The following is a 21,354-nucleotide window of genomic DNA, read 5'->3' as shown; positions in this document are numbered from 1 at the left end:
TGGGGGCAGGCCCCCAGACCCCCGTATGCGACCTTCGGCCGCATGTCCTCAAACGCCGGACGGGCTAATGGGCTCAGTACCAGCCCTGGGACTGCCACGCGGACCACGCGCCGCACGGGCTGCCGTAGCGCTCGTTCATGTAGTCCAGGCCCCACTCGATCTGCGTCTTGGGGTTGGTCTTCCAGTCCGCGCCTGCGGAGGCCATCTTGCTGCCGGGCAGCGCCTGGACCAGGCCGTACGCACCGGAGGACGGGTTGGAGGCGTTGGAGTCCCAGCCGCTCTCGTGCGACACGATGTTGCTGAAGCACTCGAACTGCGCGTCGTCCTTGATCATCTGCTGGGCGATCGCCTTCGCCGGCCCCGTCTGCGAGGGAGCGGCGGCGGCCGAGGCCGGGTTGGCGCCCAGCACCATGGCGGCCGAGCTCAGCACGAGAGCGGAGCCGACCAGAGCGGTCTTCGGACGGTTGGCGATGCGGCGGACGATCGAGCGGGACACAGAGAGGCCTAACGTCGGGAACAGGGCGGTCGCACGGGCATGCCGGACTCTCGTACGTACGAGGGATTCCGGCCGCCCGAGTGGCGCGGCGGCTCTGTGGCGAGCCCGTTGGCGCCTTGCGACCTGAACAGTTCTAGCGAGCGGATCAGACCCTCGCAAACAGCGCTGTTACTAGTGGAGGTCGCACCCGGGGTGACCTGCCCGGGGGGCTTGACGGGCCGCGTTCGTACAGGTCGCCGCCGCAATGACGCGGTTTGTCCGGGGTGCCGGAAGGCTCCTACTCCGCCTAGTACGGGACCCAGGTCATGTGGGGCGGCTCACGCCGGAGGGACCCTTCCGGGGGCCTCGAATGTGACCTGCGCCTCGAAGTTGGCGCGTCGCGTGGCCCGGCGCAGCGCCTTGAGGACGGTGGAGCCGATGGTGAGGGTCAGGACGACGGTGAGCGCGGCGCGGCCCAGGTCCCAGCCGAAGGAGGTCGCAGCGCAGTAGGCGAGGAAGCGGACCAGGTTCTCGTGGACCGGATCGCCGGGATGGAAGGAGATCCCGGAGGACAGGCCGCCGATGTACGTCCAGCCCTGCAGGTTCATGACCGTGCCGTACGCGAACGCCGCGACCGCGCCGTAGAGCCCGAGCATCGCCAGTTCGGCCCGCCCGCGCATCCGGTCCGGGCCCGGCAGGAGCCCGGCGCCCATCGTGAACCAGCCCATCGCCAGCATCTGGAACGGCATCCAGGGGCCCACACCGCCCGTGAGCAGGGCGGACGCGAACATCGTGACCGAACCCAGGACGAAGCCGAAGCCCGGGCCGAGGACCCGGCCGCTCAGCACCATCAGGAAGAACATGGGCTCCAGGCCCGCCGTGCCCGCGCCGAGAGGCCGCAGCGCCGCGCCGACCGCCGCCAGCACGCCGAGCATCGCCACCGCCTTGGCGTCCATACCGGTGTCGGCGATCGTCGCCACGACGACGGCGACGAGCAGCGGCAGCAGTGCGGCGAAGAGCCAGGGGGCGTCGGCGGAGTGGGCCAGCCCGGAATCGGCGTCGGCGAGCAGCGGCCAGCCGAAGGCGATCACACCGATACCACTGATCAGGACGAGGGCGGCGATGGAACGCGGGCCGAGCCTGATCGCGCGGGCGCGGGCGCTCACAGGGCCTCCTCGACCTGGGCGACGGTCAGCCACGGCTGAGGAGCCAGGATCTTGGCGACCTGCGGAGCGAAGGCGGGGGACGACACCACGACCTCGGCGGTCGGGCCGTCCGCGACGACCTCGCCGTCGGCCAGGATCACCACGCGGTGCGCGAGCTCGGCGGCCAGTTCCACGTCGTGGGTGGCCAGGACGATGGCGTGGCCCTCGGCGGCGAGGCCCTTCAGCACGGCGACCAGCCGCGCCTTCGCGGCGTAGTCCAGGCCACGGGTCGGCTCGTCGAGCAGCAGCAGCGGGGGCCTGCCGGTCAGCACGACCGCGAGCGCGAGCGCGAGGCGCTGCCCCTCGGACAGATCGCGGGGGTGAGTGGCGTCCGCCAGGCCGGGAAGCAGCTCGCCGACCAGGTCGCGGCAGGTGCCGGGCGCTGCGCCCGCGTCGGTGTCGGCGGCCGCGCACTCGGCCCCCACCGTGTCCGCGTACAGCAGATCGCGCGGCTCCTGCGGTACGAGACCGACCCGGCGGACCATCTCGCGCGGGTGGGTGCGGTGGGGCGTCCGGCCACCGACCAGGACGGTGCCGGAGGTGGGCTCGATCATGCCGACGAGGGCGGCGAGGAGGGTGGACTTCCCGGCGCCGTTGCGTCCCATGAGGGCGATGGCCTCACCGGGCGCGACCGTGAGGCCGACGTCACGGAGAGCTTCGACGCGGTCACGGCGGACGGTGAGTGCGGTGGCCCGGGCGAGCGGGCCGTTGCTGGGGCTCCGCCCCAGACCCCGCGCCTCAAACGCCGGCGGGGCTGTTTTCCCGCCGGTTCGCCGGGAAAACCAGCCCGTCCGGCGATGGAGGACTGGGGAGGTTGGGGGCGTCCCCGGACGGAGTCTGGGGGAGGGCGAGGTGGGGGAAAGCCCCGCCAGGCGCTCCCGCAGCGCACCCGCCCTGCGCCTCGCGTCCCGTACCGACAGCGGCAGCGGGTCCCACCCCGCCAGGCGACCCAGCGCCACCACCGGCGGCCGCACCGGCGAAACCGCCATGATGTCCGCCGGAGCGCCCATGACCGGGGCCGCCCCCGGCGCGGGCAGCAGGATGACCTGGTCCGCGTACTGCACCACCCTCTCGAGCCGGTGCTCGGCCATCAGCACCGTCGTACCGAGGTCGTGCACGAGCCGCTGCAGCACCGCCAGCACCTCCTCCGCCGCCGCCGGGTCCAGCGCCGACGTCGGCTCGTCGAGGACCAGCACCCCGGGGTGCGGGGTCAGCACCGAGCCGATCGCGACCCGCTGCTGCTGACCCCCGGACAGCGTCGCGATCGGCCGGTCGCGCAGCTCGGCCAGCCCGAGGAGGTCCAGCGTCTCCTCGACCCGGCGGCGCATCACGTCCGGGGCGAGGCCGAGCGACTCCATCCCGTACGCCAGCTCGTCCTCGACCGTGTCGGTGACGAAGTGGGCGAGCGGGTCCTGGCCCACCGTGCCGACGAGGTCGGCGAGTTCGCGGGGCCTGTGGGTGCGGGTGTCGCGGCCGCCGACGGTGACGCGCCCGCGGAGGGTGCCGCCGGTGAAGTGCGGGACGAGCCCGGACACGGTGCCGAGCAGGGTCGACTTGCCGACGCCGGACGGGCCGACGAGCAGCACCAACTCGCCCTCGGGGACGGTCAGATCGACGCCGCGGATCGCGGGCGCGTCCGCGTCGCCGTAGGTCACCGACACGTCTTCGAAGCGGATCACGGTTTCTCCTGCGAAGGCTGCGCGGGGGCGGGTGCGACGAATGCGGGCAGCAGCCCGATGAGGATGCTCGCCGCGGGCAAGAGGGGAAGCGTGGGCGCGGTCAGCGGTACGACGCCGGGGTGCAGGGCCTCGGGGGCGTACACGCTCGCCCGGATCATCAGGGCCGCGACCGCCGCGCCGGAGCCCGCGACCAGCCAGGCCCGAGGCCCCCAGCGGTCGGGGCGGTAGCGGGTGCGTACGGAGCGGCGGCCGCCGAGCCAGAGGCCGCCCGCCGCCGCCGCCGCGAGCCCCGCGACCAGCAGAGGCACCCCGTAGGCGAGGCTCGTCGGGTCGAGCAGCCCGTACGAACCGACACAGACGCCGAGGAGACCGCCGAGGGTGAGGGCGGTGGTGGTGTGCCGTACGGCGGGCGGCACCTGGGCGGTACGCCCGTATCCGCGCGCGTCCATCGACGCGGCGACGGCGACGGAACGCTCCAGCGCGCCCTCCAGGACGGGCAGTCCGATCTGGACGAGCGCCTTGATGCCGCCGGTGGGGCGTCCGCGCAGTCGGCGGGCGGTACGCAGGCGCACGACGTCGGCGACCATGTTCGGCGCGAAGGTCATGGCCACGACGACGGCGACACCGGCCTCGTACAGCGCGCCCGGCAGGGACTTGAGCAGACGCGCGGGGTTGGCGAGGGAGTTGGCCGCGCCGACGCAGATGAGGAGGGTGGCGAGCTTCGCGCCGTCGTACAGCGCGAAGACCAGCTGCTCGGCCGAGACCCGGCCGCCGACGCGGATGCCCTTCGCCCAGTCGGGGAGGGGGACTTCGGGAAGGGTGAGGAGGGTGTGCGTGCCGGGGATGGGCGATCCGAGGACGACGGAGAACAGGACGCGGACGGCGATGACGACAAGGCCGAGCTTGACGAAGGCGCCGTAGGACCGGGCCCAGGGCGCGTCGGTGCGGCGCGCGGCGACGACGTATCCGGCGACGCCGACGATGAGTCCGAGGAGCAGCGGATTGGTGGTCCGCGACGCGGCGACGGCCAGCCCGAGGGCCCAGAGCCACCAGGCCCCGGCGTGCAGGGCGTTACTGCGACTGGCCTCGGGCGCGAGCCTCGGCCGGCGGGGGTGGCGGGGTTTGGCGTTCGCGGTGCGGGGTTTGGCGTTCGCGGTTCGGCTCCCGGGACGGCGGTGCGCAACGGTTCGCCCGCGAAGCCACCCACCGTGCAGGAACCACCAACGCCCCCTGGCCCACGTCCACCACGAACCCGGTACAAGCCCCGTCGGGCTCGACTCCTCGGCGTCGGGCGGCAATGAGGCGTCCGCGTTGAGCACCCGGTGCTGGCCGCCAATCGGGGGTTCCCCCGTGAGCCACCCACCGTGCAGGAACCACCAACGCCCCCTGGCCCACGTCCACCACGAACCCTGGAAACGCGGGGACGACCCTTCACGGCCCCTCCGCACGTGGAGGTGCCACAGTGCGCGGGGGTTCGCCCGCGAGACCCACCACCGGCAGCAACCACCAACGCCCCCTGGCCCACGTCCACCACGAACCCGGGTGACTTCCACCAACGCCCCCTGGCTCACGTTCACCGCGGACCGGGGTACCTGCGGCGACGGGACTGCCACACCGCCGCCGCCCCCAGCGCCGCCACCGCCGCGATGCCCGCGATGACGCCGACCGACGGGCCGCCACCGTCCCCGGCGTCCGCCGAAGGCTTCGGTGAGGCGGACGGCGTGGGCTCGGATGCCGCGACCTGTTCGCCGCAGCCCGACTTCGGGTAGCCGGAGATCGCGCACAGCAGCGCCTCGCTGTTGTAGCGCAGCGGCTTCGCCACCGACGCCAGTGCCTCCGCGCTTGTCGCGTCCTTCGGCACCTGCGCGCACGCCACCCGCAGCGCGGGCGGTGTCTCGCCCGACGGGGCGTCCGCCGGAGTGCCGGAGTCGATGACCAGCGCGATCCGCTTGGCGTCCGCCTTCGCGGGCGTACCGGCGCAGATCGCCTTGAAGTCGGGCGCCCTGCGCGGCTTCGCCGAGTCCGCGCTGTCCTGGCTCACCGAGAAGCGGAAGCCGTTCACCGCCCCGTCCTCGGGCCGAGCCGTCGCCGGGCCCTCGGTGGCGTACGTCCAGGTGTCGCCACTGCTCTGCCAGAACGACCAGTAGCGGTACCCGGCCGCCTGCGCCGGCCCCGCGCCCAGCACCGTCAGCGCGGCGCCGAGCGCGAGGACCAGGGCGAGAAGTCGCGTACGCATCAGCGCTGCTGGTTCTTCCGGCGGCCGCTGATCAGGAAGCCGGCGCCGACGCTCGCGATGAAGAAGACGCCGATGATCCACCACACCCCTATGCCCGAGTCCGAGTCTTTCTTCTCGGACTTCTCGGGCTTATCGGCCGCCGCGGCCTTGTCCGGCGCCGGGCCCGTCGCGTTCAGGCCCGCCACCAGGTCCGTACCCCCGAAGCTCTTCGGGTCCGTACCGGCCGCGTGGGCCGCGAAGATCAGCTGGGCGTACGCCGCTGGACCCGCGCCCTTCGCCCACGCCGCGGAGTTCTGCTCCAGCCACGCCAGCGGCTTCTTCGCCTGGTCGCCGAGGCCCTGTGCGCTGAGCGCCACGACCGCGTCCGCCGTGTTCCCGAAGTCCGGCTTCTCGGTCGGGTCCTCGGAGCCCGGCATCGGGGCCGTGTCGAGGTGGCCGGTCTTGGCGAGCGCGGTCGCCAGGTACGCCGCGCCGTTGTGCGCCGCGCCTTCGACCGTCGTCGACTTCTCGCAGACCGTCCCCTTCGCGTCCTTCGCGCCCGCGGTGGCGACGAACCCCGTGCCGTGCGCCCCGAGGACCGCCGCCGAGGTCGAGTCCGCGACGATGCCCGGCTGCTTCGGCTGGTAGACGAACGCCCCGCCGTTCTTCCCGCCGCACGGCTGCGCGAACGTCAGCAGCGCGTCGTACGGCGTCTTGCCGCCCTTCGACTTCACGCCGTCCGGCTTCTCGCCCGCCGCGGCGAGCGCGCCGATCACGATCGAGGTGGAGTTCGCGTCGCTGGCCCCGCCGGGGTTGTAGCTCCAGCCGCCGTCAGCGTTCTGTACGGACTTCAGCCAGCCCACCGACTTCTTCGCGGCGGCGTCCTGCCCGCCGAGCGCGGCGAGCGCCTGCACCGCGGCAGCGGTGGCGTTGGAGTCCAGCGGCAGCTTGACGTCGCAGGGCTTGGCCGTGTCCGCGCGGTACGAGGGGAAGGCCCCGCCGTCGCACTGCTGCCCGGTCAGCCAGTCGACCGCCTTGGCCGCGGGCTTCACGCCCACGGTGTCCTGTGCGAGCAGGGCGAGCGACTGCCGCCAGACGCCGTCGTAGGTCGGGTCGCCCGTCCCGTACAGGCCGGAGGGGATCGTGGGTGCCGGCGTCGGGCTCGGCGCCGCGACGGCAGCGGGGCCGGCGGCCACGCAGAGCACGGCGGATGCGGCGAGCGCGGCTGCGCTGCGGCGAACGGTCATGGCGGGCGGTGCCTCTCCACTGGGGAGCCGGGCACGGGCGCACTCGGGCACCAGGGCTCCGGCTCCGTATTCCTCGACGGTGCCGGCCACCGGCGGGCTGCCGGTGGCGCGAGCCGGTCACACCGGTGTACGGGGCATTCCGACTCACCGCCTGTGACGGCGGCTCACGGTTGCGGGTCAGTGCCGGATTTGCACCGGCTTCCCCCCGTACGGGTGTGATGACGACGGGCTTACTCTACCGGCCGGTCACCAGCACCCGGCGGGGCGCATCCTGTCTCCGGCCGGCCTCGGCGGAGGCCGGCCTCTCGGGACGACGCCCGTGGTCCGCGGCCCGACACCACGGCGGGACCGCTCTGCCCGTCAAGGGGGTGTGGAATGCGGCGTGTTGAGATGAAGGACGGGTGCGCTTCTGAGTACGCGTACTCAAGGCGCGGCGGTCAGGGTCGGCGAGAGTGGTGCGCACACCGAAACGACAGGAGACCGCCGTGCCCATGTCCCGCAGAATCAGCCGACCCGCCACCGCCTCCCGGCGCGGCAGGGTCCGTGTCGCAGCTGCTGCCGCACTTGCGGGCGCGGCAGCAGCCGTGGCACTCACCGGATGCTCCTTCGCGTACGAGGAGGACATCTGCAGCGAGGGTGAGTACCCCGTCATGACGGTCGGAGGCACCGGGTCCGCATGCGTCTCGGATGACAAGCAGCCTCCGAAGGACTACACGCGATACCCCGAGGGCAAGGTGCCGAAGCAGGTCGACGACAAGTGGGACGTGTACTGGCGCACCCACACGCTCGACAAGGACGGCAAGATCATCGACGCCCCGGACGCCGGCTGACCGCCCGGACCCGTGTGGGCCTCGGGCGGGACCGGCGCCCCTGGGTGTCAGGGCTTGGCTACCGGCACCTGCAGTTCGGTCACCCAGTCGTCGCGGTTGTCGGGGCACTCCAGGTTTATCTCCCGGGGGTATCCGGTCGACTGGTGTCCGTTGCCCTCGATCCAGCGGGCCAGGGCCTGCGCCGTGGGCAGCACCGTATCCATCGAGCCGCGGTGCACGATCGTCGCCGCCAGGTCGATGGGCGGCAGGTCGAGCACCCGGAAGGCGCCGTTCTGGAGGGGAGCCTCGACCTGGACGGCGGCGTGGACCCTGATCCTGCCGTCGCCCTCCGTAACGTCCTCGTAGTAGGCGACACCGGGCCCCGCAGTCGTGACGCCCGCCGCCTCCAGGCGCCGGAACAGCTCGTCGTAGAGCGGCCCGATGACCGGGCTGATGTCCTCCGGCCCGTAGCTCGCGGCGGTCGCGGTCAGCTCCGCCACCCGGATCGCCGGGACGCTCTTGATGACGACGTCGTTCGTGGGCATGTGCCCCTCACTCTCGATCGACCGGAGCCTCGCCTCGACCTGGACCAGCCGCGCCGCCGCGGCGGCCATCGTGACCTCCAGCTCGGCCCTCCGCAGCCGCAGCATGCCGCGCAGTTCCTCAGTGGTGACCTTCTCGTCCAGGATGTCCTGGACCTGCTGGAGGGTGAAGCCGAGGTCCTTGAGCGCGATGACGCGGTTGAGACGGGCCAGCTGGGCGGCCGTGTAGTGGCGGTAGCCGGTGGCAGGGTCGACATGGGCCGGGCGCAGCAGGCCGGTCGCGTCGTAGTGACGCAGCATCCGGACCGATACGCGGCCGTGCCGGGCGAAGTCTCCGATGGTGAACATGATGTCTCCGAGTTCAGCGCCTGACACGGTGTGAGGGTCAAGTGACTGGAGTGCTCACCGGGCGGACCCGAGTCCGGTGGGTTAGATCGTCGCCGCGTACACCGTCGGGCCGCACCCCATCCGTGCCTCCGCCTTCCCCAGCTTCACCAGCCTGCGCAGGTGCGCCTCCGCCTCCGAGACCGCGATGTTCCGTGATCCGTACGGAATCTGGTCCCAGGGCCGGTTCCACTCCATTCGCTCGGCGACCTGCCACGGCGTGAGCGGCTCGGCCAGCAGCGCGAGCAGGCCGGCCAGGCGCTCCTCGTGGTGGGCGAGCAACTCCCGTACGCGTGAGGCCGCGTCGGGGAAGGCGTACTGGTGCGCCGGGAGCACCTCGGCGGGGGCGAGGCGGCCGATGCGCTCCAGTGAGTCGAGGTAGTCGCCGAGCGGGTCTGTGACGGTGGCGTCGTCCGGGTCCTCGTACAGACCGATGTGCGGGGTGATCCCGGGCAGCAGGTGGTCGCCGGAGAACAGCCTGCCGTTCCCGGGCCGGTTCGCCGGATGGTCCTCCTCCAGATGCAGGCAGACATGCCCGGGGGTGTGCCCGGGCGTCCAGATCGCACGCAGCCGCCGCCCTGCCAGGTCGAGGAGCTCACCGGGCACGATCTCCCGGTCGGGCAGCGCGGCCCGCAAGCCGGGCAACGTACGCATCCGCCCCGACGCGCGGGCCTCACGCAGCGGGGCGGTGTGCTCGTCGGGCGCACCGGCTCTGGTGAGCTTGTCGGCCAAGTAGTCGAGCCAGAGCCCGGGTTCGGCCTCGCGCGTGCGCCGCACGACGGCACTGTCGGCGGCGTGCATCGCGATCCACGCGCCGGACGCCTCGCGGACCTGGCCCGAAAGACCGTGGTGATCGGGATGGTGGTGGGTGATGACCACACCATGAATGTCAGCGATGCCGACCCCGAGCGACCCGAGCCCGGCGGCAAGCGTGTCCCAGGAGGCGGGATCGTCCCAGCCGGTGTCGATGAGGACGGGGCCGCGGTCGGTGTCGAGGAGGTGGACGAGGGTATGGCCGAGAGGGTTGTACGGGATGGGCACCTCGATGGACCAGACGCCACCGCCGTGGTCGATCACCTGAGTCATGAGGCTCTCATCTCTCTTCGGCGGCACGGCCATTGCTCACTATAACTAGAACTCGTTCCAGTAGTCGCCCAAGTCGACCGTGTTCTCAGGGGAGTTGGCTGACCTGGGGTGATCCCTGATGGGTCGTGTGACCAAGGATCTGACCGCTGTGGGTCGACTCGTCCGACGTCCGATTGCTCACCGAGCCTGCGTAACCGTTGCTAGCCTGGCCAGCGCCGAATGTGGTTGCAGAGTAGGCCTGTTGGTGCGGGGGAGCCCATGAGTCTGGGAACGCAACTCGTCACTCTCCTCAGCGTGGTGATAGGAGGGGCGGTCTCCTTCGTGGGGGCGACTCTCTCCGAACGGTCCCGCTGGAAGCGTGACCTGGGCAGACAGTGGACGCAGCACCGATTCGACGCCTGCCGCGAGTTGATCCACATTGTTCACGTCCAGGTGGGAGCCGCCCGGTCTCTCGCCACGACGCGGAACTTACTCGAAGGGCCGCCGCCCGTTTCTGCCGAGGAGGGCGTCCGAGAGATCGCCGACTCCGACCGCCGGCTGGCGCTTGCCTACGAAACGGTGCAGATGTTGTGTAATGAGCGGACGGGGGAGGCCGCTCGTGTGTGGCGCTCAACGGTATGGCAGCTGAGCGACTACGCCCGCGGAGTCATAGAAGCGGACTCGCACCAGTGGGAGGCGGCGTACACCCGCTACCGCGTGGCGCGTGATGCGTTCCATGGGGCTGTTCGGCAAGACCTCGGGATACCGGGGCGGGGCTATGAGCGTCATACATTCGGGCCGTCCTCCCGCCCACCGGGGCTCGGACCTACCACGTGAGTCGTCGTGCCTTGCGCAGGGGCAGCGGGATGCTCTGCAGGGCACGGAACTGGCACGTCGGACGGACTGGGGCCGCAGCCCATTGATCGTCTGGGGCAGCGAGGGCGATCAGTCTACGTGCGGGTCCGCCAGTTCCTGGAGTCGTTCGGCGATGTCGTCGGCCCACTCTTGCGCCCACCTGCGCAGTTCGGTGATGGCGCGTTCGTCGAGTCCGTAGGCGACGAACTCGGTGTCGTCGATCCAGTCGGCTCCGGCGAGGCGGGCCTGGAGGTCGCCGAGGTCGAAGGAGTCCCGGGCGTGGCGGCGGCCGAGTTCTTCAAGCTCGGTGCGGCTCCAGCGGTCGGTCGCGGCGCGGACATCGATCAGGTCGCGGGCGAGCCCTCGGTCGGCCAGTGCACGGACCTTCGTGCCGACCACGTCTTCGAGAGAGAGCACGAGGCCGTACTCAGTCTGTACGGGCGGACGCCAGAGCACTTCCTTCAGGACATCGACCTCGCACTCTTCACCGCTGTCCGGGTCGCTGACGATCAGCCGCGAAGAGAGCGGGTCGGTCTCCAAGGCCCGTACGAGCCAGCCTCGTTCCTCCAGCCCGGCGCGGACGGTAGCGGCGATGGTCTCCATTCGTTCCGGATTCTCGGTGGCGACGTCGAGGTCCTGGCTGAGCCGATTCACCAGGCCGTGCGCCTGGACGGCATAGCCGCCAGTGAGCGCGAGCGGATAGTGAGTGCCTACGGCCAGTACGTCGGCGAGTAGCCGTCGGTGCAGTTCAGTGAGGTTCACGCAACGGCCTGGGCGTCCGGGGCAAGCTCGGTGAAGGTGCTCTCCCAGACGTCCCGGATATCGCGGCTGATCAGGGTGCGAAGGACGGGCCACATGCTGATGAGCAGATCCTGGTTGAGGTACTGGACCAGATCCTCGCGCATGCCCTCGGCCAGAACGATCCGATAGCAGCTCATCCGCAGGCGGGGCTGGTCGAGGTCGAACTGGGTCAGCCCGGACCAGGCCAGGTGCAGGGGCAGGTGCACGATGCCCCGGCTGGGACCGGTGAGTGCCAAGAGCTCGCTGGGCAGCCGACGTGCGAACTTGGCGCGGCGGAGATCCGGGATGCTGGGCGGTGATGCCATGCCTCGATTATTGCCCGGAGACTCCGGGCACGTGCGGGAACGGCAGGCTCAGGTCCCCCTGCTGGTGAAGGGGGTGGTCCCCGGCGGCCGTGCGGCCGAGGATCTGACCGAGAACAGGCAACTGTGACGGTTTCTCCCGAAATCCAGTACTGGGCGATGCTTGGTGTTCAGCCACCTGGTCGGGGACCTCCCCGAGCCAATCAATTGATTGGCTCCGCGCCCCGTCAAGCGTTCCCAACACTGAGCATCATTGTTAGATTCTCCCAATCAAACGATGGGGGACCGCATGCCGGAGCGGGCACGATCCGCGGACGCGTCTGCCGGGCTGCCCCCGCGGGCCGTCCCGCCAGGCACCGCGGGGCGGATTCTCGCGGCCGGTCTTGAGCTGTTCGCCGAGAAGGGCTTCAGCGGAACGTCCATCCGTGACATCGGGGCCAGGGCGGGGATCAACTCGGCCACCCTGTACTCGCACTACCGCTCCAAGGAGCATGTGCTGGCCGACCTGGTGCTGCTGGGCCATCAGGAGCTGCACGGCCGGCTGCAGCATGCGCTGGTCACGGCCCGCGGCGGCCCCGCCGGGAAGCTGGCGGCGCTGGTGCGGGCGCATGTACTGGCGCATGCCGAGTACGCGCAGCTGGCGCGGGTCGCCAATGCCGAGCTGCATGTCCTGGGCAGCGAGGCCGCCGCGCCCTCGCTGGCACTGCGCGAGCAGTCCCGGCAGTTGCTGCTCGCGCTGCTCGACGAGGGCGTACGCGGCGGAGAGTTCACCGCGGCCGATCCGCTGCTGGCGGCCGCCGCGATCGTCGGTATGGGACGCCAGGTGGCCCACTGGTACCGCCCGAACCAGCCCTACACCCCCGAGCAGATCGCCGACACCTTCAGCGGCTACGCACTGGCGCTCGTCGGCGCCGCCGAACACGACCGGGAGAAATGATGACTGAGCCGACCGCGATAGACCTGCCCGTCGAGGGCGGCACACTGCGAGTGCTGCGCTTCGGCAGCGGATCGCGCACCGCCGTTGCCGCGCACGGCATCAGCGCCTCAGGGATGGCCTTCCGGGCGGTGGCCCGGCAGCTGCCCGCCGAGTGGAGCCTGTACGCACTGGATCTGCGCGGCCGCGGCGGCAGCTCCGGCACGCCGGGCCCGTACGGCATCGACTGGCATGCCGCGGATCTCTGCCGCGCCGCCGAGGAGTTGGGCGACGACGGCCCGGTCGCGCTGACCGGGCACTCGATGGGCGCGTACATCGCGCTGCGCGCGGCCGCCCGCCGGCCCGAACTCTTCGACCGGCTGCTGCTCGTCGACGGCGGTCTGCCGCTGCCCGCGCCCGAGGGCGTCGACCCGGACGCGATCCTCGACCTCACGCTCGGCCCGGCCATCGCCCGGCTCTCCCGGACCTACGAGAGCGACCAGGCGTACGTGGACTTCTTCCGCGCACATCCGGCGCTCGGCCCGGACTGGAGCCCGGACATCGAGGCATACGTGCGCTACGACCTCACCGGACCGCAGGGCGCGCGCCGTTCCAAGGCCCGCGAGGATGCCGTGCGGCAGGACGGTCGGGATCTGCTCGGCTCCGCCGATGCCTTCGCCGCGGACCTCGGCCGGCTCGCCGTACCCACTCTGCTGCTGTACTCCCCGCTCGGTCTGCTCGGGCAGGAGCCCGCGATGCTGCCCGCGCCGCTCGTCGAGCACTGGGCGCGCGAAGTGCCCGGCCTGCAGGCCGAGTTCGTCGAAGGCTCCAACCACTACACGATTCTCATGGGCTCCCACGCCAAGACCGTCGCCGAGCGGCTGGCCGGTGTCAGCTTCCCGTGAGGTGCAGCTTGAGCGCCAGATGTACCTGAAGGGCGCGGTCGCCGTGGCGCCAGTCCGCGCCCAGTAGCGCGCCCACCTTGTCGATGCGCTGATACAGCGTGTTGACGTGGACGTAGAGGGCCCCGGCGGTGCGCGCGAGAGACCCGTCGCAGCCGAAGTAGGTCAGCACGGTACGGGCCAGTTCACTGCCGCGCGCCTCGTCGTGCGCGAGCAGCGGCCCCACCGTGCGTTCCACGAAGCGGTTCAGTTCGGCCCGTCCCGCGTGGCTCAACAGCAGTCCGTAAATACCGAGTTCGTCGCGGCAGGCGCCCTCACCGTCCCGGTCGAGGGCGAAGAGCACATCGAGGCAGCGCGCGGCATCCCGGTGTGCCTCGACCAGGGCCGCCGCGCCGGGGCCCGCGCTCTCGCCGCCGACTGTCACCGGCCGGCCCGCCCCCTGGGTCAGTACGGCAGTCAGCGCCCGCGCCGCCTCGCCCGCGCCCGGGCCGCCCGGCAGGACGACGACCGTGTTGCCACCGTACTCCCCCGCCAGCCCGCCGAGCCGCAGGGCGTAGCGGCCCGCGGCGTCCGTGACCTGGCGACGGCGGTCGCCGTCGCGGCAGCGTGCCGCGAGCACCACATGGCCGCGGTCCAGATCGAGGCCGACGAGTGCCACCCTGCGGCGGAGGCCTTCGGGGTCGCGGTGCGGGGCGCCGAGGAGGTCGTCGAGGATTTCGCCGCGCAGCCGCTGCTCGGCCTGGGCGACCGTGCGTTCGCTCAGCAGCATCAGCGCGGCGATCTGGGCGGCCCGCTCCAGGGCCTGGACGTCGGAGGCGTCGAGCCGGTGCCGTACGAGCAGCAGGGTGCCGAGCTGCTCGCCGCCCCCCACGATCGGGGTGACACACGCCGCGTCGTCGTCGAGAACGAGACGTCTGCTGCCGTTGCCCTTGCAGCGCGGAACGGGATCGGGCAGCGGAGCCTCGCCCGCCGCGGCGAGCCGGCGGCCGTGAGCGTCCAGGACGAAGACGCTGCCGCCGAGCACCTCGGCCAGCGTGCGCGCGAGCCCCGCCGTGCCGCCGCCCTCCAGCGCCACGGCGGTCAGCCGCTGGTGGACGGTCGCGGCCCGCTGCACCTCTTCGAAGAGCGTGGCGTTCTCGATCGCGAGGGCGGCGTGGTTGGCCAGCGAGATGAGCAGGTCGACCTCTTCGGGGGCGAACGGCCGCACGCGCCGGTTGGCGGCGAACAGCACCCCGTAGACCTGATCACCGGACTTCAGCGGCACCCCTTGGATGGCGACGAGTCCCTCTGCCCCGACGACGCCGTCGACATAGTCGGAGTGCGCGAAGCGTGCGTCGTTCGGATAGTCGGCGGTGTGGTAAGGCCGGGCGGTCTCGGCGATCAGGCCCCCGAGACATGCGCCGACCGCGAGCCGCCCGTTCTTGAAGGCCTCGGTGTGGATGCCGTCGGTGACCCGCACATAGGTGTCGCCGCGCTCGGGGTCGTACAGCAGCAGATACGCGACATCGGTGCCGATGAGAGTGCGGGCGCGGCGCACGATGGCCTGGAGGACCTCCTCGAGGTCACGCAGCGAGGCGAGGTCGCCCGCCGTCTCGTACAGCGCGGCCAGCGCGGCCTCGCGCCGTGACTGCGCGACGAGCCGGGCCCGTACCTCCAGGGCGTCCTCGACCTGCGGGGCCGGTGCGCCCAGGCCGAGGAACGCGTCCTCGTCCGCGCCCTCACGCAGCAGGCGCAGCAAGGCTTCGGTGTGCTGGTCAAGCTTGTCGGTCACCTGGCCAGTGATACCTCATGTCTCCCCGCCTGTGGTGAGTTTCCCAGCCGCGTGAACTGGCGCAGATCTGCCTCGACGCAGCCGGGGAGTGACCGCAGCGGTTGACTTCTGCAGGTCCCCTTTTCCTGGCCCGGCGGCGTGCTGGTGGGCCCGGCGACGGGCATGACCACTCGCTGCAACTTGTAGGACGCCCTCAAAGTGCTCGCCCCGAGGAGCGCAGCGTCGTCCTGTTGCGCCACTGGGAGCAGATATCCACGCAAGAGACGGCCGCCGCCCTCGTCGACCGGCACGGTCAAGAGCACGCTGCACCGGGCACTCGCCCGCCTCCGTCAGGAACTGGAGCGCCGCGAACTCGATTTCAGCTCAGTATCAGCCTGAGGTGATTCAGTGTGGCCGCAGCCCGTCGAAGACGACCTCGAAGATCCGCTCCCGGGCCGCCGCATCCGCTGCGAGCTGTTCCATCGCCCTGCCGACGCCGGCCAGGAGGGCGATGAACTCCGGCAGGCCCAACTCCGGGCGGACCGCCCCCGCCTGTTGCGCCCCGGTCAGCAGATCGGCCAGCCGGGCCTGGATCTCCATGGTCGGTTCCTGCAGGGACGCGTGTACGTTCACCCCGGCCGCGGCGAGTGCCTGGGCGAACTCGTTCTTGCCCGCGGACTGATCCACCACCAGACGGAAGCAGGCGAAGAAGGCGTCGGCGGGCTCGGCCTCGGCAGCCAACTGCGCCGTCTGGGACGCCATTTCCTCCAGTCTGCGCACCATCACCGCCTCCAGCAGGGCCTCCTTGGTCGGGAAATGCCTGAAGAGCGTGCCGACTCCGACCCCGGCGATGCGGGCGATCTCCTCGGTCGGCACGCCGACGCCGCGGGTGGTGAACACCTCCGTGGCGACATCCAGCAGCCTGGCCCGATTGCGGACCGCGTCCGCCCGCAGCGGGCGCTCCTGAGCGCCACCCATCCCTCTCCCATCCCTTCGCCGTCGACGGCGGAACCACCCTGGACAACCGGAGTCTCCAGTCCGTATCGTGAAAACGGAGTCGCTAGTCCGATTCTAGCGTGGATCCCACCGGAGGTTTGTCATGCCTGAAACGCTGTCACCGCGCGAGGTCTTCCAGAAGCTGATCGAGGGCATCGGTGCGGGGCGGTTCACGGAGCTCGCCGAACTCTATGCCGAGGACGCCGTGGTGGAGACGGTCTTCGAGCCGGTCGGTCCGCGCCGGGTCGAGGGGCGGGCCGCACTTGAGGAGCGGTTCGCTCAGGTCGCCGCAAGTTCGCCCGTGGAGCTGACCCCAGCGAACGTGGTCGTCCGGGAAACCGACGACGCGGAGGTGGTAGTCGCCGAGTTCGACTACCACGTGCGCCACCGGCTGACCGGACGGACCTTCGAGGCCTCCAACATCCAGGTGCTGCGGGTCCGCGACGGTCTGATCGTCAGCAGTCGGGACTACCACGACCACCTTGCCCTCGTCGTGGCCGGCGGCAACCTGTCTCAGCTGGTGGCGGCACTGGAAGGCGAGTAGCACGAGTGCGGTGCTCAGGGCCGGGGCGCCGGTCGGGGGTTCGTTCGTCCCTGCCGTGGACTACTCGAACTAGAACTGGTATCAGTTCTGAAACAGTGTCAGAAACGCCGGGGCCCCGGGAGGCAGCAGCCATGACCGAGCTTGTGGAACACGGAAAGCTGTTCATCGGCGGGGAGTTGACCGATCCCCTCGGCGGCGACGCCATCGAGGTCGTCTCGCCGCACACCGAGCAGGTCATCGGGCGCGTGCCGCATGCCTCCCCGGCGGATGTCGACCGGGCCGTGGCCCTCGCGCGGGAGGCGTTCGAGCGTGGGCAGTGGCCGCGGATGAGCCTGGAGGAGCGGATCGGCGTCGTGTCGCGGATCAAGGACGCGATCGCCGTACGGCATGAGGAGATCGCCCGGTCCATCAGCTCGCAGAACGGCTCCCCGTACTCCTGGAGCGTGCTCGCGCAGGCGCTCGGCGCGATGATGGTGTGGGACGCGGCCATCACCGTCGCGCGGGGTTACGCGCACGAGGAGCGGCGGGACGGGGTGCTGGGGCCGATTCTGGTGCGGCGGGAGCCCGTTGGGGTCGTCGCGGCGGTTGTGCCGTGGAACGTGCCGCAGTTCACCGCCGCCGCCAAGCTCGGGCCCGCGCTGCTCGCCGGTTGTACGGTCGTGCTCAAGCCGTCGCCCGAGTCGCCCCTCGACTCGTACATCCTCGGCGAGATCGCCACGGAGGCCGGGCTTCCGGCGGGTGTTCTGTCGATCCTGCCCGCGGACCGTGAGGTGAGTGAGTATCTGGTCGGGCACCCCGGGATCGACAAGGTGTCCTTCACCGGGTCCGTCGACGCGGGCAAGCGGGTCATGGAGGTCGCCTCGCGCAATCTGACCCGCGTCACCCTGGAGCTCGGCGGCAAGTCGGCCGCCGTGATCCTGCCGGACGCGGATCTGGAGTCGGCGGTCGCCGGGATCGTGCCCGCGGCCTGGATGAACAACGGGCAGGCGTGCGTGGCCCAGACCCGTATCCTCGCGCCGCGCAGTCGCTACGACGAGTTCGCCGAGGCGTTCGCCGCTGCCGCCTCCGCGCTGGTGGTCGGCGACCCGCTCGACCCGGCGACCCAGGTCGGGCCGCTCGTGGCCCGCCGCCAGCAGCAGCGCTCGCTCGACTTCATCCGGATCGGCCAGGAGGAGGGCGCCAAGATTCTCACCGGCGGCGGCCGGCCGGCCGGTCTCGAACAGGGCTGGTACGTCGAGCCGACCCTCTTCGGCGGGGTCGACAACTCCATGCGCATCGCCCGCGAGGAGATCTTCGGGCCGGTCATCTGTCTGCTGCCGTACGGCGACGAGAGCGAGGCCGCGAAGATCGCGAACGACTCCGACTACGGGCTCAGCGGCAGCGTCTGGACGGCCGACGTCGAGCGCGGCATCGACTTCGCGCGGCAGGTCAGGACGGGGACGTACAACATCAATACGTTCAGTCTCGACATGCTCGGTCCGTTCGGCGGCTACAAGAACTCCGGTCTGGGGCGGGAGTTCGGGCCCGAGGGGTACGGCGAGTACCTGGAGCACAAGATGATCCATCTGCCCTCCGGATACGGAGAGAACTGATGGGGGACCGCTGGCACGTCGAGGTCGACCGGAGCGTGTGCATCGGCTCCGGCATGTGTGTGGGGCACGCCCCGGACGGCTTCAAGCTCGACTCGGGGCGGCAGTCGCATCCGGTGGCCGAGGACGCCGACGCCAATGAGCGGATCCTCGCGGCCGCGGAGAACTGCCCGGTGGAGGCGATCGCGATCACCTTGCTGGAGAGCGGGGAGCCGGTCTTCCCGCCGGAGGAGTAACCGAGCAGACCCGAGCGCCCGAGCGCCCGTAGTCGAACTCCCGCCGCTCGAACAGAGGTTGACTCGTGCGTATCGCACGGTGATCTCGTGACATGCGTGACTGTCCGGCCCCCGGACGCCGTGGAAATCTCGTTGCCACGTCGCCGACGGGGGGAAGCACGATGGACAAGCGGTATGAGGTCTTCTGTCTTGCGGACAGGATTTTCTACGAGACCCCTGACCGCTTGTCCTCCGTGCGCGGGCCGTCCCGCAGAGCGGAGCAGGGGGATGCGGGGGAGAGCGTCCCTCTCTTCGAAGCGGCGCGGCGCCCGGTCCCCGAAGGGTGGCGGCGTTTCCTCTCCGGGGACTGGCTCCACATCAGCCCGGTGGGCACGGCCCGCCCGCTTCAGGGCTGGAAGATCCATGTCTCGGCCACTCTGGACAACGCCGAGAAGACGGCGGCCAGAGTGTGGGACTACTGCGTCCCGCGCTCCGTCCCCTTCAAGTTCGTCCCCGGACGGCAGCCGCTGCACCTGCGCAACTCCAAGTATGCGGGCCGCGGCTCCAGCGGGAAGTTCGCCACGATCTATCCGGCGGACGAGTCCGAACTCCAGCTGATTCTGGACGAGTTGGGCCAGGAGCTCGCGGGCGAACCGGGCCCGTACATCCTCACGGATCTCCGCTGGATGGAAGGCCCGCTCTATGTACGGTACGGAGGCTTCGCCAAGCGGCACTGTGTCGACGAAGCCGGCTCGGGCGCGCTCGTGCCCGCGATCGAGAACGCCGAGGGCGTGCTGGTGCCCGACCGCAGGGATCCGGTCTTCCGGCTGCCCGAGTGGGTGACGCTGCCCCCCTTCCTCGAACCCCAGCTCGCGGCGCGCAACGCGACCACCACCCAGGATCTGCCGTACCGCATCGAGCGTGCCCTGCACTTCTCCAACGGCGGGGGCGTGTACGCGGGTACCGATCTGCGGACCGGTGAGCAGGTGGTACTCAAGGAGGCGCGGCCCCACGCCGGGCTCGCCGCGGACGGGGCGGACGCCGTCACGCGGCTGGAGCGCGAGCGGGCCGCGCTGGAGCGGCTCGGCGGCCTGGGCGTGGCTCCCGGGGCGCGGGACTGGTTCACCCTCGGCGACCACCGCTTCCTCGTCATGGACTTCCTGCCCGGCCGGACGCTCAACTCCTTTTTCGCCGAGCGCCATCCGCTGCTGGCCGTCGAGCCGGACCCGGCGGCGGTCGCCGACTACACCCGCTGGGCGCTGGGGGTGCTGCACGCGGTGGAGGAGGCCGTGGCGGCCGTGCACGGTCGCGGTCTCGTCTTCAACGACCTGCACATGTTCAACATCATGGTCGATCCGGACGACGACTCCGTACGGCTGCTCGACTTCGAGGCGGCGACACCGGTCGAGGAGCATCGGGGCCAGGCCATGGCCCACCCGGGATTCGTCGCGCCGGGCGACCGCGTCGGCTTCGAGGTGGACCGCTACGCGCTCGCCTGTCTGCGGCTCGCCCTCTTCGTGCCGATGACGACGCTGCTGGTGGTGGACCGGCACAAGGCGGCGCACCTTGCGGAGGTCGCGGGGGAGCTGTTCCCGGACCTGCCGGACGGCTTCCTTGCGGAGGCGGTGGAGGTCGTACGAGGCGGGCGGCGAGAAGGGCAGCGACAAGAGCAGCGACAAGAGCAGCGACAAGGGGAGCCCGTCGCCGGGGGCGGCGCTTCCCTATCGGCGCCGCGGGACCGCTATCTGCCCGTGCCCGTACAGGACTGGCCCGCGAGCCGCGACTCCATGGTGCGCGCGATCCTCGCCTCCGCCACACCCGAGCGCGAGGACCGGCTCTTTCCCGGCGACATCGCGCAGTTCGGCGACGGAGGCGGACTCGGCCTGGCGCACGGCGCCGCCGGGGTGCTGTACGCCCTCGCCGAGACCGGCGCCGAGCGCTACGAGGCGGGTGAGGAGTGGCTGCTGAGCCATACGGACCCGCCCCCGTCCGGTACCCCGCTCGGGCTCTACGACGGGCTGGCCGGCGTCGCCGACGTCCTCGGCCGGCTCGGCCACCGCGAGCGCGCCGTCGAACTCGTCGGCCGCGTGATGGACGAGAAGTGGCAGCGCCTCGCCCCCGACCTCCACGGAGGACTGGCCGGTATCGGTCTCGTACTCGACCGGCTCGGGCTGCGCGCGCAGGCGCTTCAGGCCGCGTCCGTCCTCATCGACCGGCCGCAGCCGCCCGGGCGCGGCAGGCGCGCGGGGCTGCTGCGCGGCGCGAGCGGGCCCGCCCTGTTCTTTCTGCGGCTGTACGAGTCGACGGGCGACCCGGCCCTTCTCGACGAGGCCGCCCGGGCCCTGCGCCGGGATCTGGCCACCTGCGTACCTGACCGCACCGGAACCCTGCTGGTGGACGAGGGTGCACGCACCATGCCGTATCTCGGCGCGGGCAGCACCGGAATCGGCGCGGTCCTCGACGACTTTCTCGCCCATCGCCACGACGAGGAGTTCGCCCGCGCCCGCGAGGCGATACTGCCCGCCGCGCGGCTGCGTTACTACGCGCAGCCCGGGCTGTTCAACGGGCGCGCCGGGATGGTGCTTCATCTGGCCCGGACGCGCGCCCCGCGACCGCACCTGGACGCCCAGATCGCCGCGCTCGACTGGTATGCCGTGCCGTACAGCGGCGAACTCGCCTTCCCCGGCGACCAGATGATGCGGCTCTCCATGGACCTCGCCACAGGAGCCGCGGGCGTCCTGCTCGCACTCGGCGCCGCGCTGGGCCATCACGAACGGCCCGCACGGCTGCCCTTCCTGCCGCCACCGAAGGCGGCTCCTCGAACGACCCCGTGAGGGGTCGAGCAAAAGAGCACCACGCACCACGC

At 71.3% G+C, this 21,354-nt stretch carries 19 protein-coding genes, 1 pseudogene and 1 riboswitch; of the genes and pseudogenes, 8 read left to right on the top strand and 12 right to left on the bottom strand.

The window, feature by feature from the left end; all coding sequences use genetic code 11:
* Positions 1-73: 73 nt before the first annotated feature.
* The 6 genes from OG741_RS12295 to OG741_RS12270 all read right to left on the bottom strand — a co-directional run bounded on the left by OG741_RS12295 (position 74) and on the right by OG741_RS12270 (position 6,821).
* Positions 74-496, bottom strand: a complete 423-nt coding sequence (locus tag OG741_RS12295) for a transglycosylase SLT domain-containing protein (protein WP_405596947.1) — start codon at positions 494-496, stop codon at positions 74-76.
* A 317-nt stretch (positions 497-813) separates the two neighbouring features.
* Positions 814-1,674 (bottom strand): ECF transporter S component, encoded by an 861-nt coding sequence (locus OG741_RS12290; RefSeq protein WP_405596944.1) that lies wholly within the window; start codon positions 1,672-1,674, stop codon positions 814-816.
* Positions 1,638-3,359, bottom strand: coding sequence for an ABC transporter ATP-binding protein (locus OG741_RS12285; protein ID WP_405596942.1), 1,722 nt, complete (start codon positions 3,357-3,359; stop codon positions 1,638-1,640). Before OG741_RS12285 ends, OG741_RS12290 begins: the two co-directional genes overlap by 37 nt.
* Entirely contained in the window at positions 3,356-4,426 is a 1,071-nt protein-coding gene (locus OG741_RS12280; protein WP_405605532.1) for an energy-coupling factor transporter transmembrane component T, read from the bottom strand. The genes OG741_RS12285 and OG741_RS12280 overlap by 4 nt, the downstream gene beginning before the upstream one ends.
* 506 nt (positions 4,427-4,932) lie before the next feature.
* The gene (locus tag OG741_RS12275; protein WP_405596940.1) at positions 4,933-5,595 is read right to left on the bottom strand and encodes an SCO2322 family protein; all 663 of its coding nucleotides are present in this window, start codon (positions 5,593-5,595) and stop codon (positions 4,933-4,935) included.
* A complete protein-coding gene (locus tag OG741_RS12270) occupies positions 5,595-6,821 on the bottom strand; it encodes a prenyltransferase/squalene oxidase repeat-containing protein (protein WP_405596937.1) in 1,227 nt (408 codons plus the stop codon). Before OG741_RS12270 ends, OG741_RS12275 begins: the two co-directional genes overlap by 1 nt.
* A gap of 132 nt (positions 6,822-6,953) precedes the next feature.
* A riboswitch (cobalamin riboswitch) is annotated at positions 6,954-7,026 on the bottom strand.
* Positions 7,027-7,312: 286 nt separating this feature from the next.
* On the opposite strand from OG741_RS12270, the gene OG741_RS12265 reads away from it, so the two are divergent.
* Positions 7,313-7,651 (top strand): SCO0607 family lipoprotein, encoded by a 339-nt coding sequence (locus OG741_RS12265; RefSeq protein ID WP_405596934.1) that lies wholly within the window; start codon positions 7,313-7,315, stop codon positions 7,649-7,651.
* 47 nt (positions 7,652-7,698) lie between these two features.
* Here OG741_RS12265 and OG741_RS12260 read toward each other — a convergent pair whose 3' ends face one another.
* The 4 genes from OG741_RS12260 to OG741_RS12245 form a co-directional block, all read right to left on the bottom strand.
* Positions 7,699-8,520, bottom strand: a complete 822-nt coding sequence (locus tag OG741_RS12260; RefSeq protein ID WP_405605530.1) for a MerR family transcriptional regulator — start codon at positions 8,518-8,520, stop codon at positions 7,699-7,701.
* A gap of 81 nt (positions 8,521-8,601) precedes the next feature.
* The gene (locus tag OG741_RS12255; protein WP_405596931.1) at positions 8,602-9,642 is read right to left on the bottom strand and encodes an MBL fold metallo-hydrolase; all 1,041 of its coding nucleotides are present in this window, start codon (positions 9,640-9,642) and stop codon (positions 8,602-8,604) included.
* 924 nt (positions 9,643-10,566) lie between these two features.
* A complete protein-coding gene (locus tag OG741_RS12250; protein WP_405596929.1) occupies positions 10,567-11,238 on the bottom strand; it encodes a nucleotidyl transferase AbiEii/AbiGii toxin family protein in 672 nt (223 codons plus the stop codon).
* The gene (locus OG741_RS12245) at positions 11,235-11,582 is read right to left on the bottom strand and encodes a transcriptional regulator (RefSeq protein ID WP_405596926.1); all 348 of its coding nucleotides are present in this window, start codon (positions 11,580-11,582) and stop codon (positions 11,235-11,237) included. The genes OG741_RS12250 and OG741_RS12245 overlap by 4 nt, the downstream gene beginning before the upstream one ends.
* 274 nt (positions 11,583-11,856) lie before the next feature.
* Between OG741_RS12245 and OG741_RS12240 the strand changes: the two genes are divergently transcribed.
* Entirely contained in the window at positions 11,857-12,516 is a 660-nt protein-coding gene (locus OG741_RS12240) for a TetR/AcrR family transcriptional regulator (protein ID WP_405596923.1), read from the top strand.
* The gene (locus OG741_RS12235) at positions 12,516-13,397 is read left to right on the top strand and encodes an alpha/beta fold hydrolase (RefSeq protein WP_405596920.1); all 882 of its coding nucleotides are present in this window, start codon (positions 12,516-12,518) and stop codon (positions 13,395-13,397) included. The genes OG741_RS12240 and OG741_RS12235 overlap by 1 nt, the downstream gene beginning before the upstream one ends.
* Here OG741_RS12235 and OG741_RS12230 read toward each other — a convergent pair.
* On the bottom strand, positions 13,384-15,165 hold the full coding sequence (locus tag OG741_RS12230; protein WP_405596918.1) for a helix-turn-helix domain-containing protein: 1,782 nt from the start codon (positions 15,163-15,165) through the stop codon (positions 13,384-13,386). The genes OG741_RS12235 and OG741_RS12230 overlap by 14 nt on opposite strands.
* A gap of 206 nt (positions 15,166-15,371) precedes the next feature.
* Here OG741_RS12230 and OG741_RS12225 point away from each other — a divergent pair.
* Positions 15,372-15,543: pseudogene (locus OG741_RS12225) on the top strand (RNA polymerase sigma factor); the annotation flags it as partial.
* A gap of 6 nt (positions 15,544-15,549) precedes the next feature.
* Here the strand turns inward: OG741_RS12225 and OG741_RS12220 are convergent.
* Positions 15,550-16,122, bottom strand: a complete 573-nt coding sequence (locus OG741_RS12220) for a TetR/AcrR family transcriptional regulator (RefSeq protein ID WP_405596916.1) — start codon at positions 16,120-16,122, stop codon at positions 15,550-15,552.
* A gap of 121 nt (positions 16,123-16,243) precedes the next feature.
* Between OG741_RS12220 and OG741_RS12215 the strand changes: the two genes are divergently transcribed.
* The 4 genes from OG741_RS12215 (at position 16,244) to lanKC (ending at position 21,322) form a co-directional block, all read left to right on the top strand.
* Entirely contained in the window at positions 16,244-16,684 is a 441-nt protein-coding gene (locus OG741_RS12215) for a nuclear transport factor 2 family protein (RefSeq protein ID WP_405596914.1), read from the top strand.
* Between the two features lie 131 nt (positions 16,685-16,815).
* Entirely contained in the window at positions 16,816-18,276 is a 1,461-nt protein-coding gene (locus tag OG741_RS12210; RefSeq protein ID WP_405596912.1) for an aldehyde dehydrogenase, read from the top strand.
* Positions 18,276-18,509 (top strand): ferredoxin, encoded by a 234-nt coding sequence (locus tag OG741_RS12205; protein ID WP_389372476.1) that lies wholly within the window; start codon positions 18,276-18,278, stop codon positions 18,507-18,509. Before OG741_RS12210 ends, OG741_RS12205 begins: the two co-directional genes overlap by 1 nt.
* Before the next feature lie 161 nt (positions 18,510-18,670).
* Positions 18,671-21,322, top strand: a complete 2,652-nt coding sequence (gene lanKC / locus OG741_RS12200) for a class III lanthionine synthetase LanKC (protein ID WP_405596910.1) — start codon at positions 18,671-18,673, stop codon at positions 21,320-21,322.
* Positions 21,323-21,354: the final 32 nt, after the last annotated feature.

The organism is Streptomyces sp. NBC_01410 (assembly GCF_045040195.1).
Taxonomy (GTDB): domain Bacteria; phylum Actinomycetota; class Actinomycetes; order Streptomycetales; family Streptomycetaceae; genus Streptomyces.
The sequence above is the reverse complement of the archived record's forward strand: the minus strand, read 5'-3'. Positions and strand labels throughout refer to the sequence as shown.

Bases quoted from the DNA above. Each gene is read 5' to 3' on its own strand.
- OG741_RS12245 (WP_405596926.1), bottom strand. From the start codon at position 11,582: ATGGCATCACCGCCCAGCATCCCGGATCTCCGCCGCGCCAAGTTCGCA.
- OG741_RS12215 (WP_405596914.1), top strand. From the start codon at position 16,244: ATGCCTGAAACGCTGTCACCGCGCGAGGTCTTCCAGAAGCTGATCGAG.
- OG741_RS12235 (WP_405596920.1), top strand. From the start codon at position 12,516: ATGACTGAGCCGACCGCGATAGACCTGCCCGTCGAGGGCGGCACACTG.
- OG741_RS12270 (WP_405596937.1), bottom strand. From the start codon at position 6,821: ATGACCGTTCGCCGCAGCGCAGCCGCGCTCGCCGCATCCGCCGTGCTC.
- OG741_RS12205 (WP_389372476.1), top strand. From the start codon at position 18,276: ATGGGGGACCGCTGGCACGTCGAGGTCGACCGGAGCGTGTGCATCGGC.
- OG741_RS12275 (WP_405596940.1), bottom strand. From the start codon at position 5,595: ATGCGTACGCGACTTCTCGCCCTGGTCCTCGCGCTCGGCGCCGCGCTG.
- OG741_RS12240 (WP_405596923.1), top strand. From the start codon at position 11,857: ATGGGGGACCGCATGCCGGAGCGGGCACGATCCGCGGACGCGTCTGCC.
- OG741_RS12260 (WP_405605530.1), bottom strand. From the start codon at position 8,520: ATGTTCACCATCGGAGACTTCGCCCGGCACGGCCGCGTATCGGTCCGG.
- OG741_RS12255 (WP_405596931.1), bottom strand. From the start codon at position 9,642: ATGACTCAGGTGATCGACCACGGCGGTGGCGTCTGGTCCATCGAGGTG.
- lanKC (WP_405596910.1), top strand. From the start codon at position 18,671: ATGGACAAGCGGTATGAGGTCTTCTGTCTTGCGGACAGGATTTTCTAC.
- OG741_RS12265 (WP_405596934.1), top strand. From the start codon at position 7,313: ATGTCCCGCAGAATCAGCCGACCCGCCACCGCCTCCCGGCGCGGCAGG.
- OG741_RS12220 (WP_405596916.1), bottom strand. From the start codon at position 16,122: ATGGGTGGCGCTCAGGAGCGCCCGCTGCGGGCGGACGCGGTCCGCAAT.
- OG741_RS12210 (WP_405596912.1), top strand. From the start codon at position 16,816: ATGACCGAGCTTGTGGAACACGGAAAGCTGTTCATCGGCGGGGAGTTG.